The organism is Agromyces sp. GQ35, from assembly GCF_059758475.1.
The window spans coordinates 293,827-309,998 of record NZ_JCAXEO010000003.1; the positions used below are offsets into that span (position 1 = coordinate 293,827).

Here is a 16,172-nt window from a genome sequence, read left to right on the forward strand (position 1 = left end):
CGCCGCGCAAGGCGGCAGCCGTAGCTTCAGCGGCGCCCCAGTGCCGCGAAGCGTCCCGCGGAAGACTCCGAAGAGTGACGCCGCCCCTCGCGGAAGACCGGAGAGCGAAAGGCGGCCGCCACGCGGCATCCGCTGTCCACAGGCGCGTCGTTGGTCGGGACGAACGGTCCGGTGATGGTAGACTGACAGCGCACCCGGCAGGTGACGCAAAGTTCGCGTTCCCGCTCGCTCGTGCAATTCCCGGCAATCTATTGCTTTCGCTCTCGCGCATGTCTGCGCCTTCGTGCGCACCGACATCGTTCGTGCAAGCGATCAGCTCTCCTGAATCCGCAACTCTTGCGTCAGGGGAAAGGAACATACCCAGTGACCATCGGAATCGACCACGCCGATCGCGTGGCCAACACCGCCCGTCTGTCCGCCCTGAAGGTCGCCGAGCTCCAAGAGCTCGCTGCGTCTCTCGGTCTCGCGGGCGGCAAGCGCCGTAAAGGAGAACTCGTGGAGTTGATCTCCGCCCACCAGGAAGCGGCAGCCGGCGGCGCCCCCGCCGCATCCGTCGACGGCTCCGCATCCGCCGCCGACTCGACCGCCGCGACGCCCGATGTCGAGACGCAGGCGCCCGTCAACGCATCCGTTGAGCTCGACGTGCCCGCAGCGGCCGAGACTCGCGCCAAGCGCGAGCCGCGCAGGTCCGCGCAGGCTCCGGCGGCGGATGGCGCGGCCGACGCCGCGTCGATCGACACCGCACCCGTCGCCGAGGCGCCCGTTCGTCAGCGCCGTCAGCCGCGCCGCGCCACGAGCGCGACGACCGCCGCCGTGCAGCACGTCAACGGCGGCGACGCCGGTGCCGCACTCGTGCCCGAGACCGACGACGCCCGTGAGGCGGCTCGTGCTGCGGTGCGAGAAGAGCTCGCGGCAGCGACCGGCGAGGGTGCGCGCGCCGCTCAGCAGCCCGAAGACGGCGATGCCGTCTCCACCGAGGAGCCCCGTCAGGGCCGCGGTCGCAACCGCGGCCGTCGCGGTGGCGAACGTGGCGACCGCGGCGAACGCGCCGATCGCGGTGGCGACGCCCAGAAGACCGAGCAGAAGGCGGATGAGCGCCCGACGGGCCGCCAGAACGGCGAGCGTCAGAACGGCGACCAGCAGGGCCGCAACGCGGAGCAGCAGGGCCGCAACGGCGAGCAGGGCCGCACTGGCGAGCAGCAGGGTCGCAACGCAGACCAGCAGGGTCGCCGGGGCGAGGAGCAGGCCGGCAAGTCCGGCGAGCCCCGCCAGGCCGGCGACGCCGACAAGGCCAAGCAGCAGAACGAGGGCGGTCGCGGTCGCGACCCGCAGGCTCGCGACAACCAGCAGCTCGACGGTGAGGGCGGCCGTCGGAACCGCTACCGCGACCGCAAGCGTCGCGGCCAGGGCGGCGTCGGCGACGAGCTCGAGCCCGAGATCCTCGACGACGATGTGCTGATCCCCATCGCGGGCATCCTCGACGTGCTCGACAACTACGCCTTCGTGCGCACCACCGGCTACCTGCCCGGCCCGAGCGACGTCTACGTCTCCCTCGGCCAGGTGAAGAAGTACCACCTGCGCAAGGGCGACGCCGTCGTCGGTGCCATCAAGCAGCCGCGCGACAGCGACTCGTCGAGCCGCCAGAAGTACAACGCGCTCGTCAAGGTCGACTCCGTCAACGGCCAGACCGGTGAAGAGGCGGCCGCGCGGGTCGACTTCCAGGACCTGACGCCGCTGTACCCGCAGGAGCGTCTCCGCCTCGAGACCGAGCCCACGAAGCTCACGCAGCGCATCATCGACCTCGTCGCCCCGATCGGCAAGGGCCAGCGCGGCCTCATCGTCGCGCCCCCGAAGGCGGGCAAGACCATCGTGCTGCAGCAGATCGCGAACGCCATCTCGATCAACAACCCCGAGGTCCACCTCATGGTCGTGCTCGTCGACGAGCGCCCAGAAGAGGTCACCGACATGCAGCGCACGGTGAAGGGCGAGGTCATCGCCTCGACCTTCGACCGCCCCGCCGAAGACCACACGACGGTCGCCGAGCTCGCCATCGAGCGCGCGAAGCGCCTCGTCGAGCTCGGGCACGACGTCGTCGTGCTGCTCGACTCGATCACGCGTCTCGGCCGTGCGTACAACCTGGCCGCACCGGCATCCGGTCGCATCCTCTCGGGCGGTGTCGACGCTTCGGCGCTCTACCCGCCGAAGCGGTTCTTCGGCGCCGCGCGCAACATCGAGAACGGTGGTTCGCTCACCATTCTCGCCACCGCGCTCGTCGAGACAGGTTCGAAGATGGACGAGGTGATCTTCGAGGAGTTCAAGGGCACCGGCAACTCCGAGCTGCGCCTCTCGCGTCAGCTCGCCGACAAGCGCATCTTCCCGGCGGTCGACGTCAACGCGTCGTCGACCCGTCGCGAAGAGATGCTGCTCTCGCCCGACGAGGTCAAGATCACCTGGAAGCTGCGCCGCGCCCTCGCCGGGCTCGAGCAGCAGGGTGCTCTCGAGGCTGTGCTCGGCCGGCTGAAAGAGACCCAGTCGAACGTCGAGTTCCTCATGCTCATGCAGAAGTCGATGCCGGTCGCCGCCGGCCACGGCAACTCGCACGGGCACGAGACCGACCACCGCTGAGTCTCGCGTGTTCGAGTCCGTCCAGAGCCTGCTCGCCGAGCACGCGCAGCTCCAAGAGGAGCTCGCCGACCCGGCGCTGCACGCCGATGCTGCGCGAGCGAAGCGGGTCAACCGGCGATACGCCGAGCTGAGCCGCATCGTCGCCGCGCACTCGGCGTGGCTCGAGGCCCAAGACGACCTCGCTGCTGCACGTGAACTCGCGAAGGAAGACGAGGCGTTCGCCGAAGAGGTGCCGGGACTCGAAGAGGGCCTCGCCACGGCGCAGGAGCGGCTTCGGCGGCTCCTGATCCCGCGAGACCCCGACGACGGCCGCGACGTGATCATGGAGATCAAGGGCGGCGAAGGCGGCGCGGAAAGCGCCCTCTTCGCAGCCGATCTCCTGCGCATGTACATCCAGTACGCGCAGTCGAAGGGGTGGAAGGTCGAGATGCTCGACCAGAACGAGTCCGACCTCGGCGGCTACAAAGACGTGCAGGTGGCCATCAAGTCGAATGCCACCGATCCGTCGCAGGGGGTGTGGGCGCACTTGAAGTACGAGGGCGGCGTGCACCGCGTGCAGCGTGTGCCCGTCACTGAGACGCAGGGGCGCATCCATACCTCGACGACGGGGGTGCTCGTCTTCCCCGAGGTCGACGAGCCCGAAGAAGTCGACATCAGTCAGAACGACCTGAAGATCGATGTGTATCGGTCCTCCGGCCCCGGCGGCCAGTCGGTGAACACGACCGACTCCGCTGTGCGCATCACGCACCTGCCGACGGGAATCGTCGTGTCGATGCAGAACGAGAAGTCGCAGCTGCAGAACCGCGAGGCGGCGATGCGTGTGCTCCGTGCTCGCATCCTCGCCCGCCAGCAGGAGGAGATCGCGGCGGCGGCGTCCGACGCACGCAAGTCGCAGATCCGGTCGATGGATCGCTCCGAGCGAATCCGCACGTACAACTTCCCCGAGAACCGCATCGCCGATCACCGCACCGGGTACAAGGCCTACAACCTCGACACCGTGATGAACGGCGCGCTCGACCCGATCGTCGAGTCGGCCATCCAGGCCGATGAAGAGGCGCGCCTGGCGCATCTCGGCGACCAGTAACGGCCCAGAATTGCAACGATCGGATGCCCCGGACACGCGAGTGTCCGGGGCATCCGATCGTTCACGGCCGCGCTCGGTCGTGCCGAGCGCTCAGATGTGCCAGTCGTGCACGCCACGGGCTGCGTCGGCTGCCTCGTGAGAGAGCGGCTTGAACGTCGCGGGGATGCCGACGATGAGCGAGTGCGAGGGGGCGTCCTTCGTCACGACGGCGTTCGCCCCGACCGCACTCCAGGCCCCGATCGTGACGGGGCCGAGGACCTTCGCGCCGGCCCCGACGGTGACGCCGTTCTCCAGCGTCGGATGCCGCTTGGCACCGCGCCCGGCGCCGCGCCGCGCCTTCCCGCCGAGGGTGACCCCGTGGTAGAGCATCACGTCGTCGCCGAGCACGGCCGTCTCGCCGATCACGACACCCATGCCGTGGTCGATGAAGAAGCGCCGGCCGATGGTCGCGCCCGGGTGGATCTCGACGCCCGTGAGGAAGCGCACCAGTTGCGACAGGAGCCGCGCGGGCAAGCGGAGCCCGCTCATCCAGAGCCGGTGCGCGACGCGGTGACCCCAGATCGCGTGCAACCCCGAATAGGCGAGGAACACCTCGAGCGATCCGCGCGAGGCGGGATCGTGGGCGCGTGCGGTCGAGATGTCTTCACGAAGCCTGGCGAGAAATCCCACTCGCTCAGTCAAGCAGACCTTCGTACAGCACCGTCGACAGGTACCGCTCCCCGTAGCTCGCGGCGATCACGACGATGGTCTTGCCGGCGTTCTCGGGCCGCTTCGCGAGCTGCGCCGCCGCGTAGATCGTCGCGCCCGAGGAGATGCCGCCGAGGATGCCCTCCTCGACGCCGAGACGGCGAGCGGTGGCGACGGCCTGGTCGATGTTCACGTCGATGATCTCGTCGTAGACGTCGCGGTCGAGGATCGCCGGCACGAAGTTCGCACCGATCCCCTGGATCTTGTGGGGGCCGGGCGCTCCGCCGTTGAGGATCGGCGACTCGGCAGGCTCGACGCCCACGATCTGCACCTCGGGCTTGCGCTCCTTGAGCACCTGGCCGACTCCCGAGATCGTGCCACCGGTGCCGATGCCCGACACGAAGATGTCGACTTCGCCGTCGGTGTCGTTCCAGACTTCCTCGGCCGTGGTGCGGCGATGGATCTCGACGTTCGCCTCGTTCTCGAACTGCTTCGCGAGCACGGCGCCGGGAGTCTCCGCGACGAGCTGCTCGGCCCGGGCGACGGCGCCCTTCATGCCCTCGCCGCCGGGAGTCAGTACGAGTTCCGCGCCGTAGGCCCGGAGGAGGGCGCGGCGCTCCTTGCTCATCGTCTCGGGCATCGCGATGACCACGCGATATCCGCGTGCAGCGCCGACCATCGCGAGTGCGATGCCGGTGTTGCCGCTCGTGCCCTCGACGATCGTGCCGCCGGGTGCGAGCTCGCCGGAGGCTTCTGCGGCGTCGACGATCGCGACTCCGAGGCGGTCTTTCACGCTCGCCGACGGGTTGTAGAACTCGAGCTTTGCGAGCACCGTGGCGTCTGCGCCGTCGGTCACTCGGTTGAGGCGCACGAGCGGGGTTCGCCCGAATACCTCGGTGATGTTCTCGTAGATCTGCGCCATGAGCTTGCCTCTCGGGTCCGGGTGGTGAACGACGGGCCCAGCCTATGGTTCGGCTGGCGCGGAGGCGAGTGCGTTACATTCCATTGCGTGGATACGACGAGCCCCGGCGCGCAAGCGCGATCCCTGCGTGAGCTCCGAGACGAGACGGTGGCGCGACTCTCGTCGGTCGGCGTTCCCGATGCCGAGGTCGACGCCGAGCTGCTGATCGGCCACGTACTCGGCCTGTCGCGGGGTGGCGTGCAGGCGCGGATCGTCGTCGGAGCAGAGCTGAACGAAGCGGATGCCGCGGCGCTGGCGGTGCTCGTCGGCCGACGCGCTCGGCGTGAGCCGCTGCAGCACATCACGGGTCGCGCTGCGTTCAGGGGGCTCGAACTCCACGTCGGTCCGGGTGTCTTCGTGCCGCGGCCCGAGACCGAGGAGGTCGCCCAGCTCGCGATCGACGCCCTCCTGGCGGCGGCGGAGCCCGAGCCGATCGGCGTCGACCTCGGTACCGGGAGCGGCGCCATCGCGCTCGCCCTCGCGACGGAGGTGCCGCACGCCCGGGTCTGGGCGGTCGAGAACTCGCCCGAGGCGTTCGTGTGGACCACCCGCAATGTCGGAGCGGTTGCGGCACCGAACCTCGAGCTCGTGTTCGCCGACCTCGCGGTCGCGCTTCCCGAACTCGAGGGCAGGGTGGCCGTGGTGATCTCGAATCCGCCGTACGTGCCCCTCGGCGAGGTGCCCCGCGACCCCGAGGTGCGGCTCTACGACCCCGAGCAGGCGCTCTACGGCGGCGCCGACGGGCTCGATGTCGTGCGCGTTCTGTCGCAGCGCGCCCTCGCGCTGCTGCGGCCCGGGGGAGTGCTCGTGATCGAGCACGGCGAGCAGCAGTCGGCTGCGGTCGCCGAGATCCTCGCCGCCGACGGCTGGCGGGCCGTCGCTCGACACCGCGACCTCACGACGCGCGACCGGGCGACCTCGGCCGTGCGCTGAGCGCGCGCCGCGCCAGTCGGATCAGCGGATCGGCTCAGCGGCTCCGCTCGGCCTTCTCCCGTTCGTGCCGTTCGCGTTCGAGCGCGTGCTTGATCGCCTCTCGTTCGCGTTTCTGCGCCTCACGGAGCGACTTCTCCGCCTCTCGACGGGCCTTCGCCGCTTCGCGCACCTTCTTGTCTCGGGGCAGCTCGAGCGCGGGTGGGAGCTCGGGCACGGGCCGTGCTGGGTGACCGGAGCCGACCCGTTCGACGTGGTGTTCGATGCCGTCGAGGATGCGTTGGAGCCCGAACGAGAAGTCGTCGTCGTCATCGTCGGGTGCCGCGCCAGGCTGCGCCACGTAGCCGCCCGAGGCCAGCAGCGGCCCGAGGTACGGGAAGCGTTCGGGGGTCACGAGCTCGACCAGCGACTCGAAGAAGTTCTCGCCGGTGACATCCGCGGGGTCGCCGTTCGCGACGGCGGCTCCGAGGTCGCGTTCCTGCGCGCTGACCGCCCTGACGTAGCTCGTCAGCAGGAGGAGTGCCGACATCTTCTCGCCGTCGCTCATCGGCAGCGTATGCACTTCGCGCAGAAACCAGTCGACGAGCGTCAGGTTGTTCGGCGTGATGGGCGCACCCGAAATGGGGATGTCGACGAGCCAGGGGTGCTCGCGGTAGGCGGCGCGGACGCTGAGCACCCAGGCCGTCACGCCGTCGCGCCATTCGTGTTCGTGCGTCTCATCGGGCACGGGCACGAGGGTCGCACCCTCCTGCATGAGCAGGATCAGGTCGTCTTTGCTCGTGACGTAGCGGTAGAGGGACATCGTCGTGAAGCCGAGGGATGCCGCGACCCGACTCATCGACACCGCGGGCAGCCCCTCGGCGTCGGCGATCTCGGTGGCCGCCTCGACGATGCGCTCGATGGAGAGCTCCCGTTTCGGCCCGCGCTGCGGATTGACCGCGACGCCCCAGGCCAGCGCGACCGCGCGAGGGAGCTCGGGGTCGTGTCGCTCAGGGGTCACTGGGGGTTCCGTTCTCGAGATGGTGTTGACCCACAGTCTAGAACTGTGTATTACTTAAACAACAGTGCATCACATACACAGTTTGCGTCGTACTCAAAGAGACGCGCAAGCCTCAGAGAACGGAAGAGAACATGCAACTCGCCATCGAGACGCACGGGCTCCGCAAGCGGTTCGGCTCGACCGATGTGCTCGCGGCCCTCGACCTCGGCGTGCCCACGGGCTCCGTGTTCGCCCTGCTCGGCCCGAACGGTGCCGGAAAGACGACCACCATCAACATCCTCACCACCCTCGTGCGGCCCGATGCCGGCGTCGCCCGGGTCGGTGGCTTCGACGTGGCCGCCGAACCCGCGAAGGTGAAGCAGCGCATCGCGCTCACCGGCCAGTCCGCCGCCGTCGACGAGGTGCTGAGCGGCACAGAGAACCTCGTGATGATGGGTCGGCTGTCGGGATTGAGCCGTTCGGTCGCGCGCGACCGTGCCGGACAGTTGCTCGAACGATTCGAGCTGACGGATGCCGCGCGCCGACGTGTCGGCACGTACTCGGGCGGCATGCGCCGTCGTCTCGACCTCGCCCTCAGCCTCGTCGTCGACGTGCCGATCCTGTTCCTCGACGAGCCGACCACGGGCCTCGACACCCGCAGCCGCCAGGAGCTCTGGAGCGTCATCCGCTCGCTCAGCGAGGCTGGCACTACGGTCTTCCTCACGACCCAGTACCTCGAGGAGGCCGACCGGCTCGCCGACCGGATCGCCGTGCTCGACCGTGGCCGCATCGCGGCCGAGGGCACCTCCGACGAGCTCAAGGCGCGGATCGGCGGCGACGTCGTCGAACTGCGCGGTGCCGACGGCGCACTCCTGCTCGAGCTGCCGACCGACGGCAGCGTGCACGGGCTCCGCTCGGCCATGGACGAACTCGACCACTCGCCGGCAGCCGCGGTCCCGGGCGCCCAGGTCTCCATCCGCCGCCCCAGCCTCGACGACGTGTTCCTCGCGATCACCGCCGGCGCAGCGGCATCCGCCCCCGAACTCATCGAATCGAAGTGAGCGCCATGACGACCATCACTGCCCCGACCATCCCGGCACCCGCCCCGGCTTCGGCTCCAGCCCGCGCACGACTCGGCGCGCTCACCGCGGAATCGACCTTCATCGGACGCAGCTTCCGGCACTCGGTCCGCGACATCGACGCCATGCTCATGGCGGTGATGCTGCCGACGATGCTGATGCTGATGTTCACCTTCATCTTCGGCAACGCCATCGATCCGTCGGGCAGCTACGTCGACTACGTCGTACCGGGCATCATCCTGCTGTGCGCAGGCTTCGGCGCCTCGTCGACGGCGATCTCGGTCTCACGCGACATGACCACCGGCATCATCGACCGGTTCCGCACGATGCCGCTGCGCAGTGGAGCCGTGCTCACCGGTCATGTCGTCGCGAGCCTGGTGCGCAACCTCGTGGCGACCGGCATCGTCATCGCCGTCGCCCTGCTCGTCGGGTTCCGTCCGGTGGCGACGCCGCTCGAGTGGGTCGCGGTGTTCGGTCTGGTTGCGCTCTACATCCTCGCGATCACGTACCTGTTCGCGGCGATCGGACTCGCCGCGTCGAGCCCCGAGGCGGCGAGCGGGTACGGCTTCATCCTGCTGTTCCTGCCCTACCTCTCGAGCGCCTTCGTGCCGGTCGAGACGATGCCCGAGTGGCTGCAATGGATCGCCGAGAATCAGCCGATCACCCCGATCATCGAGACCATCAGGGGATTCCTGATGGATGCTCCGGTCGGCGACACCGGGTGGCTGGCCCTCGGCTGGTGCGTCGGCATCCTCCTCACGTCGATCCTCTGGGGCGGCTGGCTCTTCCGGCGCAGGGCGGGCCGCCGGTAGCCTCCGCGCGCAGGGCGGATGCCGCGGTGCCGTCGGGCACCCGCGGCATCCGTCGTTCACCGATGTTTCGCCGTGGCTGCTGGTCTAGAATCGGCAGGTCATGACTGCCATCTACGACTGCTCGGTCGATTCAGAGCTCCTCACCGGCATGCGTCTCGCGCGCAGCGCGATCGGGCGCGGTGAACTCGTCGTCATTCCCACCGACACGGTCTACGGCGTCGCCGCCGACGCGTTCGACGCGAATGCCGTCGCCCGGCTGCTCGAGGCGAAGGGCCGCGACCGCACGGCGCCGCCGCCCGTGCTGATCCCGGGAATTCCGACGCTCGATGCGCTGGCGAGCGAGGTGCCCGTTGCCGTTCGGCAGCTGGTCGGCGAGTTCTGGCCCGGCGGGCTGACCGTCATCCTGCATGCGCAGCCGTCGCTGCAATGGGACCTCGGCGAGACCCGCGGCACGGTGGCGCTGCGCATGCCTGCCAACCCCGTCGCGCTCGAACTGCTCGCCGAGACCGGCCCGCTCGCGGTCTCCTCGGCGAACCTCTCCGGACAACCGTCGGCGACCACGGCGGCGGAGGCCGCGGAGATGCTCGGCGAGTCGGTCACCATCTACCTCGATGGTGGCGCAGCGGGGGAGTCGTACGAGGCCGTCGGCGAACGCGCCGGCGACACCTCCTCGACCATCGTCGACGCGACGGCGCTTGCACACGAGGGCGGCCGCCTGCGCATCGTGCGAGCCGGCGTGATCACCCGTGAACGCATCGCCGCGGTGGTGGGGGAGGAACTGCTCGAGTCCGCCGAGGAACGCGACGGCTCCGGCGCAGCCGCCGAGTCGAGCACCGACCTCGACGCCGTGGCCTCCGCCGACGAGGCGGATGCCGCCGCCTCATGACCCTCTTCCTCGCACTGGCCCTGCTGACGGCGCTCGTCACCTTCGGAGGGTCGATCCTCGTCTGGAAGCTGAGCCTCAAGTACCGGCTCTACCCGAAGATCCGCGATCGCGACGTGCACACGAGGCCGACGCCCCGGCTCGGCGGCGTCGCGATGTTCGTCGGCATCCTCGTCGCGATCGGCGCCGCCGCGTTCGTCTCCACCCTCGGCTCGTCCCGGTTCGCGAACGTCGCGATCATCTTCCAGAACCCCGGACAGATGCTTGCGATCCTCGGTGCGGCGCTGCTCATCGTGCTGATCGGCGTCGCCGACGACATCTGGGACCTCGACTGGACGACGAAGCTCGCCGGGCAGTTCATCGCCGCAGGACTCATCGCCTGGCAGGGCGTGTCGATCGTTTCGCTGCCGATCGGCGGCATCACCGTCGGATCATCGTGGATGAGCGCGACGATCACGGTGTTCACGATCGTGCTCGTCATGAACGCGATCAACTTCATCGACGGTCTCGACGGTCTCGTCGCGGGCGTCGCGCTCATCGCCAACGGCGTGTTCTTCCTCTACAGCTACCTACTCGTGCAGCAGACGTCGCCGCTGAACTACTTCAACCTCGCGTCACTGCTCGCGGTCATCGTCGTCGGTGCGTGCATCGGGTTCCTCCCGCTGAACTGGCATCCGGCGAAACTGTTCATGGGCGATGCCGGAGCGCTGCTGATCGGACTGCTGATGGCGACGTCGGCGATCGCGGTCACGGGTCAGATCGACCCGGTCTCGCTCGGGCGCGCACAGCTGTTCCCGGCCTTCATCCCGATCATCCTGCCGTTCGCGGTGCTCGTGATCCCGCTGCTCGACTTCGGGCTCGCGGTCATGCGCCGCCTCCGCGCCGGCAAGTCGCCGTTCGCCGCCGACCGCAAGCACCTGCACCACCGCCTGCTCGACATGGGGCATTCGCACCTGAACGCGGTGCTGATCTTCTACGCATGGACCGCGGTGGCCTCCATCGGCTGTCTGCTCGCCTACGTGCTACCCGTGTACTTCGGGACTCCGTCGTGGGTCGCGTTCGTGCTGCTCGGCGTCGGATTCCTCGCCTGCACCGTGCTCACGCTGGCACCGCTCGGGCGCCGCAAGCGCCTGACCGTCGCGGCCGAGGCGGATTCCGACTCCGAGGTCGAAGTCGCCGGGGTGGAGCTTGCGGGACTCGACGAGCTCGACGGCGTCGAGGTGAGCGACCCGGAGCATGTTCAGGACGCCCCGGTAGAATCGGGCGACCCCGAACTGGAGCACGATGAACGACGCACGAGCTGACGCCGACCGCACGCCCACCTCGAACCCCGTACTGCGCAAGGCGCTCGCCTGGGGCGCGCTGCTCGCCGGGGTGATCCTCGTGGTCAGCGCGGTGCTCGGATTCGTCTTCGCGGGCGTGCCCGGGCTGCTGGGCGGCCTCATCGGCACGCTCATGGCCGTCGTCTTCATGGGCATCACCGCGGCGAGCATTCTCGCGGCGAATCGCTTCGCCTCGAGCGACCTCTTCGTCGGTGCGTTCTTCGGCATCGTGCTCGGTGGCTGGATCCTGAAGTTCATCGTCTTCATCGTGCTCGTCGTCGTGCTGCGCGACGCCGACTGGCTGAACCCGACGGTGCTCTTCCTCAGCCTCGTGGCGGGCGTGCTCGCATCGCTCGTCGTCGACGTGCTCGTCGTCGCGAAGTCACGGCTGCCGTACGTGAGCGACGTCGAGCTGCCGAAGGCGCCGAGCGAGGACTGAATCGCTCTCGGCGATTCGTCGGCAGCCCGAAGTATTGCTAGAGTAATGGAGATCCCCCCACGGTTCTGCCCTGCTCACGCATGGGTCGACCGCGGTCCATATTCGTCGTCGCGAGAGCCGAGCTCCACGCCCCGAAACAGGAGAAAGCGCTGCTAGCTAACGCTCTGAACCTGCTGGTTCCGATGTCAACCGATGATGGTGGCTTCCACGGGCCGTCGATCGACGAATTCTTCCCTGGGGCGCTGTTCTTCGAGGGCACCCCCTTCGAGATCGACCGCATCATGCTCGTCCGCTTCTTCGCGGTCGGGGCACTGCTGCTCGTGTTCTGGCTCGGCACCCGCCGCATGCGCGTCGTGCCCGGGCGATTCCAGAGTCTCATCGAGATGGGCCTCGACCTCGTTCGTGTCAACATCGCCGACGACCTGCTCGGCAAGAAAGACGGCAAGCGGTTCCTGCCGATCCTCACGACCATCTTCTTCATGGTCCTGTTCATGAACATCACGGGTGTCATCCCGTTCCTGAACATCGCAGGCACCTCGGTGATCGGCGTGCCGCTCGTGCTCGCGATCGTTGCGTACGTCACCTTCATCTACGCGGGTGTCAAGAAGAGCCCGAAGAACTTCTTCAAGAACTCCCTCTTCCCCTCGGGTGTGCCGTGGCCGGTGTACATCATCGTCACGCCGATCGAGCTCATCTCGACGTTCGTGATCCGCCCGATCACCCTCACGCTCCGACTCATGATGAACATGATCGTCGGGCACCTCCTGCTCGTGCTCTTCTTCGCTGCGACGCAGTTCTTCGTCGTGCAGATGAGCGGATGGTGGACCCTCCTCGGCGTCGGAACGCTGGCCTTCGGCTTCGCGTTCACGCTGTTCGAGATCCTCGTGGCCGTCCTGCAGGCCTACGTCTTCGCACTCCTCACCGCGGTCTACATCCAGCTCGCGGTGGCGGAAGAGCACTGAGCCCGGGCATCCGCCCAGAACATTCCCTAGGAAAGGAAACCCAACGTGGACGCAACCACCGTTCTCGCTGAGATCAACGGCAACATCGCGACCGTCGGCTACGGCCTCGCGGCGATCGGCCCGGCCATCGGCGTCGGCATCGTCGTCGGCAAGACGATCGAAGGCGTCGCTCGCCAGCCCGAGCTGGCAGGCCGCCTCCAGGTGCTGATGTGGATCGGTATCGCCTTCACCGAGGCGCTCGCCTTCATCGGCATCGCCACCTACTTCATCTTCGTCTGATCCACTCGCCCCAACTGAGGAGGCCAACGTGCTTCATGCAGTACTGAGCGCTGCAACCGAGGGCGGTGAATCGGGCCGCAGCCCGGTGATCCCGGAGTGGTACGACATCATCTGGTCGTCGGTGTGCTTCGTCATCATCCTCATCTTCTTCTGGAAGTACGTGCTCCCGCGCGTGCAGAAGCTGCTCGACGAGCGCGGCGAGGCGATCGAGGGCAACATCGCGAAGGCCGACGAGGCGCAGCGCAAGGCAGAGGCGGCACTCGAGGAGTACACCGCCCAGCTGGCCGACGCGCGCGCCGAAGCCGGTCGTATCCGCGAAACCGCGCGCGACGACGGCAAGAAGATCGTCGCCGAGGCGAAGGATGTCGCGACCGTCGAGGCTGCTCGCGTCACCGCGAGCGCGCAGGCGCAGATCGAGGCGGAGCGACAGTCGGCTCTCGTCTCGCTCCGCTCCGAGGTGGGCACGCTCGCCATCGACCTCGCGTCCGGAGTCATCGGCGAGTCGCTCTCCGACGACGCCAAGGCGACCGCGGTCGTCGACCGGTTCCTCGCCGAGCTGGAGGCCTCGGAGGCCACCGCCGGAGGGAAGAAGTAGTCCATGGGTAGCGCTACGAGAGGGGCCCTCGCCGCATCGAGGACCGCGCTGGCCGAACTCGGCCGCGCCGAGCTCCCGGTCGCCGAGGCACTCCTCGCCGTCGGCCGGGTGATCGGCGAGTCCGGTCATCTGCGCACGGCACTCATCGACACCGAGGCCGACCTCGCGCAGAAGCGTGCGCTCGTCGAGGCCGTGTTCGGCTCCCGTATTCCGGCTGAAGCCGCCTCGCTCCTCGTGAGCGCGGCGTCGCGCCGGTGGTCCTCGGGCGACGACTTCCTCGCCGGCATCGAAGAGATCGGCATCCGCGTCGCCGCCGAGTCGGCGGCAGACGGCGTCGACATCGACGCCGAGCTGTTCGCGTTCGAGCGAGCCGTCGCCGGCGATGCCGATCTCGAGCTCGCGCTCGGTTCGAAGCTCGGCGACCCGGCGGCCAAGACGAAGATCGTCGATCGGCTCCTCGCGGGCAAGGCGGCTCCGCAGACGGTCGTGATCGTGAAGCACCTCGTGCAGCAGCCGCGCGGCCGCCGCATCGGCGAGTTGCTCCGCCACGGGGCATCCATCGTCGCAGACCAGCGCGGATTCGACATCGCGACGGTCACGAGCGCGGTTCCGCTCAGCGCTGCCCAGCTGGGCCGGCTCGAGCAGGGGCTCGCCGCCCAGGCGGGCCGCCGTGTCCGCTTCGACACCATCGTCGATCCCGCCGTCCTCGGCGGAATCCGCGTGCAGATCGGCGACGACGTCATCGACGGCAGCGTCGCCTCGCGCCTCAGTTCGCTGCGGCAGAAGCTTGCCGGCTGACGCCGGTTGAAACGACCGGCGTCCTCGCCGCGACACACCAGTAGCTGTACAACCGGTACAGAAAAGGGAAAAGACAATGGCAGAACTCTCCATCAGCCCCGACGAGATCCGTTCGGCTCTCTCGGAGTTCGTCTCGTCGTACGAGCCGGGCCAGGCGCAGAAGACCGAGGTCGGGTACGTCACCGACGCGGCTGACGGCATCGCGCACGTCGAGGGGCTGCCCTCGGTCATGGCGAACGAGCTCATCCGCTTCGCCGACGGCACGCTCGGCCTCGCGCTGAACCTCGACGAAGACGAGATCGGCGTCGTCGTGCTCGGCGAGTTCACCGGCATCGAAGAGGGCATGGAGGTGACCCGCACGGGCGAGGTCCTCTCGGTGCCCGTCGGAGAGGGCTACCTCGGCCGCGTCGTCGACCCGCTCGGAAACCCGATCGACGGTCTCGGTGAGATCACCGGCATCGAGGGCCGTCGTGCCCTCGAACTGCAGGCGCCCGGCGTCATGCAGCGCAAGTCGGTGCACGAGCCGCTGCAGACCGGCATCAAGGCCATCGACGCGATGATCCCCGTCGGCCGCGGCCAGCGCCAGCTGATCATCGGCGACCGCCAGACCGGTAAGACGGCCATCGCGATCGACACGATCATCAACCAGAAGGCCAACTGGGAGTCGGGCGACCCATCGAAGCAGGTGCGCTGCATCTACGTCGCGATCGGTCAGAAGGGCTCCACGATCGCCGGTGTGAAGGGCGCGCTCGAAGACGCCGGCGCCATGGAGTACACGACGATCATCGCCGCTCCGGCGTCCGACCCCGCGGGCTTCAAGTACCTCGCGCCGTACACCGGCTCGGCTATCGGCCAGCACTGGATGTACGACTCCAAGCACGTGCTGATCATCTTCGACGACCTGTCGAAGCAGGCCGAGGCCTACCGCGCCGTGTCCCTGCTCCTGCGTCGTCCGCCGGGACGCGAGGCGTACCCCGGTGACGTCTTCTACCTGCACTCGCGTCTGCTCGAGCGTTGCGCGAAGCTCTCCGATGAGCTCGGCGCCGGCTCCATGACCGGCCTGCCGATCATCGAGACCAAGGCCAACGACGTCTCGGCGTACATCCCCACCAACGTGATCTCGATCACCGACGGCCAGATCTTCCTCCAGTCCGACCTGTTCAACTCGAACCAGCGTCCGGCGGTCGACGTGGGCATCTCGGTGTCGCGAGTCGGCGGTGACGCCCAGGTCAAGTCGATCAAGAAGGTGTCGGGCACGCTGAAGCTCGAGCTCGCGCAGTACCGCTCGCTCGAGGCGTTCGCGATGTTCGCATCCGACCTCGATGCGGCGAGCCGTCGCCAGCTCGCACGTGGCGCGCGTCTGACCGAGCTGCTCAAGCAGCCGCAGTACTCGCCGATGTCGGTCGAGAAGCAGGTCGTCTCGATCTGGGCCGGCACCAAGGGCAAGCTCGATGAGGTTCCCGTCGAGGACATCCTCCGTTTCGAGAGCGAGCTGCACGACTACCTCGCACGCAACACCGAGGTGCTGAACTCCCTTCGCGAGACGAACGTGCTCTCCGACGAGACCGCTGCCGAACTCGACTCGGCCGTCGACGCGTTCAAGCTCGAGTTCCAGACCGGTGAGGGCAAGCCGCTCGCCTCGGTCGGTTCCGAGCAGTTCGAAGCGATCGCTGCTGAAGAGGTCGTGCAGGAGAAGATCGTCAAGGGTCGCCGCTAGTCATTCCAGGTTCCCTGAGG

General features: G+C 68.3%; 16 protein-coding genes. 13 read left to right on the forward strand and 3 right to left on the reverse strand.

The annotated features are described in order from the left end of the window. The first annotated feature begins 363 nt into the window (after window positions 1-363). Both rho and prfA read left to right on the forward strand, forming a co-directional pair. A complete protein-coding gene (gene rho, locus AC6CH0_RS16485) occupies window positions 364-2,625 on the forward strand; it encodes a transcription termination factor Rho (protein WP_498102824.1) in 2,262 nt (753 codons plus the stop codon). A gap of 7 nt (window positions 2,626-2,632) precedes the next feature. Continuing rightward, window positions 2,633-3,709, forward strand: coding sequence for a peptide chain release factor 1 (prfA, locus tag AC6CH0_RS16490; protein WP_498102826.1), 1,077 nt, complete (start codon window positions 2,633-2,635; stop codon window positions 3,707-3,709). Window positions 3,710-3,799: 90 nt separating this feature from the next. On the opposite strand, the gene epsC is transcribed toward prfA, so the two are convergent. Next, window positions 3,800-4,378, reverse strand: coding sequence for a serine O-acetyltransferase EpsC (epsC, locus tag AC6CH0_RS16495; RefSeq protein WP_498103298.1), 579 nt, complete (start codon window positions 4,376-4,378; stop codon window positions 3,800-3,802). 4 nt (window positions 4,379-4,382) lie between these two features. Then, complete coding sequence (gene cysK / locus AC6CH0_RS16500; RefSeq protein ID WP_498102828.1) at window positions 4,383-5,318, reverse strand: cysteine synthase A; 936 nt, start codon at window positions 5,316-5,318, stop codon at window positions 4,383-4,385. Between the two features lie 87 nt (window positions 5,319-5,405). Here cysK and prmC point away from each other — a divergent pair, with 87 nt between their 5' ends. Beyond that, a complete protein-coding gene (gene prmC / locus AC6CH0_RS16505) occupies window positions 5,406-6,290 on the forward strand; it encodes a peptide chain release factor N(5)-glutamine methyltransferase (protein ID WP_498102830.1) in 885 nt (294 codons plus the stop codon). 34 nt (window positions 6,291-6,324) lie between these two features. Here the strand turns inward: prmC and AC6CH0_RS16510 are convergent, their stop codons facing one another. Then, window positions 6,325-7,287 (reverse strand): TetR/AcrR family transcriptional regulator, encoded by a 963-nt coding sequence (locus AC6CH0_RS16510; RefSeq protein ID WP_498102832.1) that lies wholly within the window; start codon window positions 7,285-7,287, stop codon window positions 6,325-6,327. 131 nt (window positions 7,288-7,418) lie between these two features. Here AC6CH0_RS16510 and AC6CH0_RS16515 point away from each other — a divergent pair, with 131 nt between their 5' ends. The 10 genes from AC6CH0_RS16515 (at window position 7,419) to atpA (ending at window position 16,152) form a co-directional block, all read left to right on the forward strand. Continuing rightward, on the forward strand, window positions 7,419-8,327 hold the full coding sequence (locus AC6CH0_RS16515; protein WP_498102834.1) for an ATP-binding cassette domain-containing protein: 909 nt from the start codon (window positions 7,419-7,421) through the stop codon (window positions 8,325-8,327). A 5-nt stretch (window positions 8,328-8,332) separates the two neighbouring features. Beyond that, window positions 8,333-9,157 (forward strand): ABC transporter permease, encoded by an 825-nt coding sequence (locus AC6CH0_RS16520; RefSeq protein ID WP_498102836.1) that lies wholly within the window; start codon window positions 8,333-8,335, stop codon window positions 9,155-9,157. A 100-nt stretch (window positions 9,158-9,257) separates the two neighbouring features. After that, window positions 9,258-10,043 (forward strand): L-threonylcarbamoyladenylate synthase, encoded by a 786-nt coding sequence (locus AC6CH0_RS16525; RefSeq protein ID WP_498102838.1) that lies wholly within the window; start codon window positions 9,258-9,260, stop codon window positions 10,041-10,043. Next, entirely contained in the window at window positions 10,040-11,344 is a 1,305-nt protein-coding gene (locus AC6CH0_RS16530; protein WP_498102840.1) for an MraY family glycosyltransferase, read from the forward strand. The genes AC6CH0_RS16525 and AC6CH0_RS16530 overlap by 4 nt, the downstream gene beginning before the upstream one ends. Then, window positions 11,325-11,801: a Cg1360 family ATP-synthase-associated protein gene (locus tag AC6CH0_RS16535; RefSeq protein WP_498102842.1), complete on the forward strand. Its 477-nt coding sequence runs from the start codon at window positions 11,325-11,327 to the stop codon at window positions 11,799-11,801. The genes AC6CH0_RS16530 and AC6CH0_RS16535 overlap by 20 nt, the downstream gene beginning before the upstream one ends. A 182-nt stretch (window positions 11,802-11,983) precedes the next feature. Beyond that, a complete protein-coding gene (gene atpB, locus AC6CH0_RS16540) occupies window positions 11,984-12,763 on the forward strand; it encodes a F0F1 ATP synthase subunit A (RefSeq protein WP_498102844.1) in 780 nt (259 codons plus the stop codon). Between the two features lie 45 nt (window positions 12,764-12,808). After that, window positions 12,809-13,042, forward strand: coding sequence for an ATP synthase F0 subunit C (gene atpE / locus AC6CH0_RS16545; RefSeq protein WP_022888426.1), 234 nt, complete (start codon window positions 12,809-12,811; stop codon window positions 13,040-13,042). A 28-nt stretch (window positions 13,043-13,070) separates the two neighbouring features. Further along, window positions 13,071-13,637, forward strand: coding sequence for a F0F1 ATP synthase subunit B (locus AC6CH0_RS16550; protein WP_498102846.1), 567 nt, complete (start codon window positions 13,071-13,073; stop codon window positions 13,635-13,637). Window positions 13,638-13,640: 3 nt separating this feature from the next. After that, on the forward strand, window positions 13,641-14,435 hold the full coding sequence (locus tag AC6CH0_RS16555; protein ID WP_498102848.1) for a F0F1 ATP synthase subunit delta: 795 nt from the start codon (window positions 13,641-13,643) through the stop codon (window positions 14,433-14,435). A gap of 76 nt (window positions 14,436-14,511) precedes the next feature. Beyond that, complete coding sequence (atpA, locus tag AC6CH0_RS16560; RefSeq protein ID WP_498102850.1) at window positions 14,512-16,152, forward strand: F0F1 ATP synthase subunit alpha; 1,641 nt, start codon at window positions 14,512-14,514, stop codon at window positions 16,150-16,152. The last annotated feature ends 20 nt before the right edge of the window (window positions 16,153-16,172 follow it).

What these genes read in the sequence shown, in the direction of transcription:
- atpB (WP_498102844.1), top strand. Translation starts at nt 11,984, where the DNA reads ATGTCAACCGATGATGGTGGCTTCCACGGGCCGTCGATCGACGAATTC.
- AC6CH0_RS16515 (WP_498102834.1), top strand. Translation starts at nt 7,419, where the DNA reads ATGCAACTCGCCATCGAGACGCACGGGCTCCGCAAGCGGTTCGGCTCG.
- AC6CH0_RS16520 (WP_498102836.1), top strand. Translation starts at nt 8,333, where the DNA reads ATGACGACCATCACTGCCCCGACCATCCCGGCACCCGCCCCGGCTTCG.
- AC6CH0_RS16525 (WP_498102838.1), top strand. Translation starts at nt 9,258, where the DNA reads ATGACTGCCATCTACGACTGCTCGGTCGATTCAGAGCTCCTCACCGGC.
- AC6CH0_RS16530 (WP_498102840.1), top strand. Translation starts at nt 10,040, where the DNA reads ATGACCCTCTTCCTCGCACTGGCCCTGCTGACGGCGCTCGTCACCTTC.
- AC6CH0_RS16535 (WP_498102842.1), top strand. Translation starts at nt 11,325, where the DNA reads ATGAACGACGCACGAGCTGACGCCGACCGCACGCCCACCTCGAACCCC.
- AC6CH0_RS16555 (WP_498102848.1), top strand. Translation starts at nt 13,641, where the DNA reads ATGGGTAGCGCTACGAGAGGGGCCCTCGCCGCATCGAGGACCGCGCTG.
- atpA (WP_498102850.1), top strand. Translation starts at nt 14,512, where the DNA reads ATGGCAGAACTCTCCATCAGCCCCGACGAGATCCGTTCGGCTCTCTCG.
- cysK (WP_498102828.1), bottom strand. Translation starts at nt 5,318, where the DNA reads ATGGCGCAGATCTACGAGAACATCACCGAGGTATTCGGGCGAACCCCG.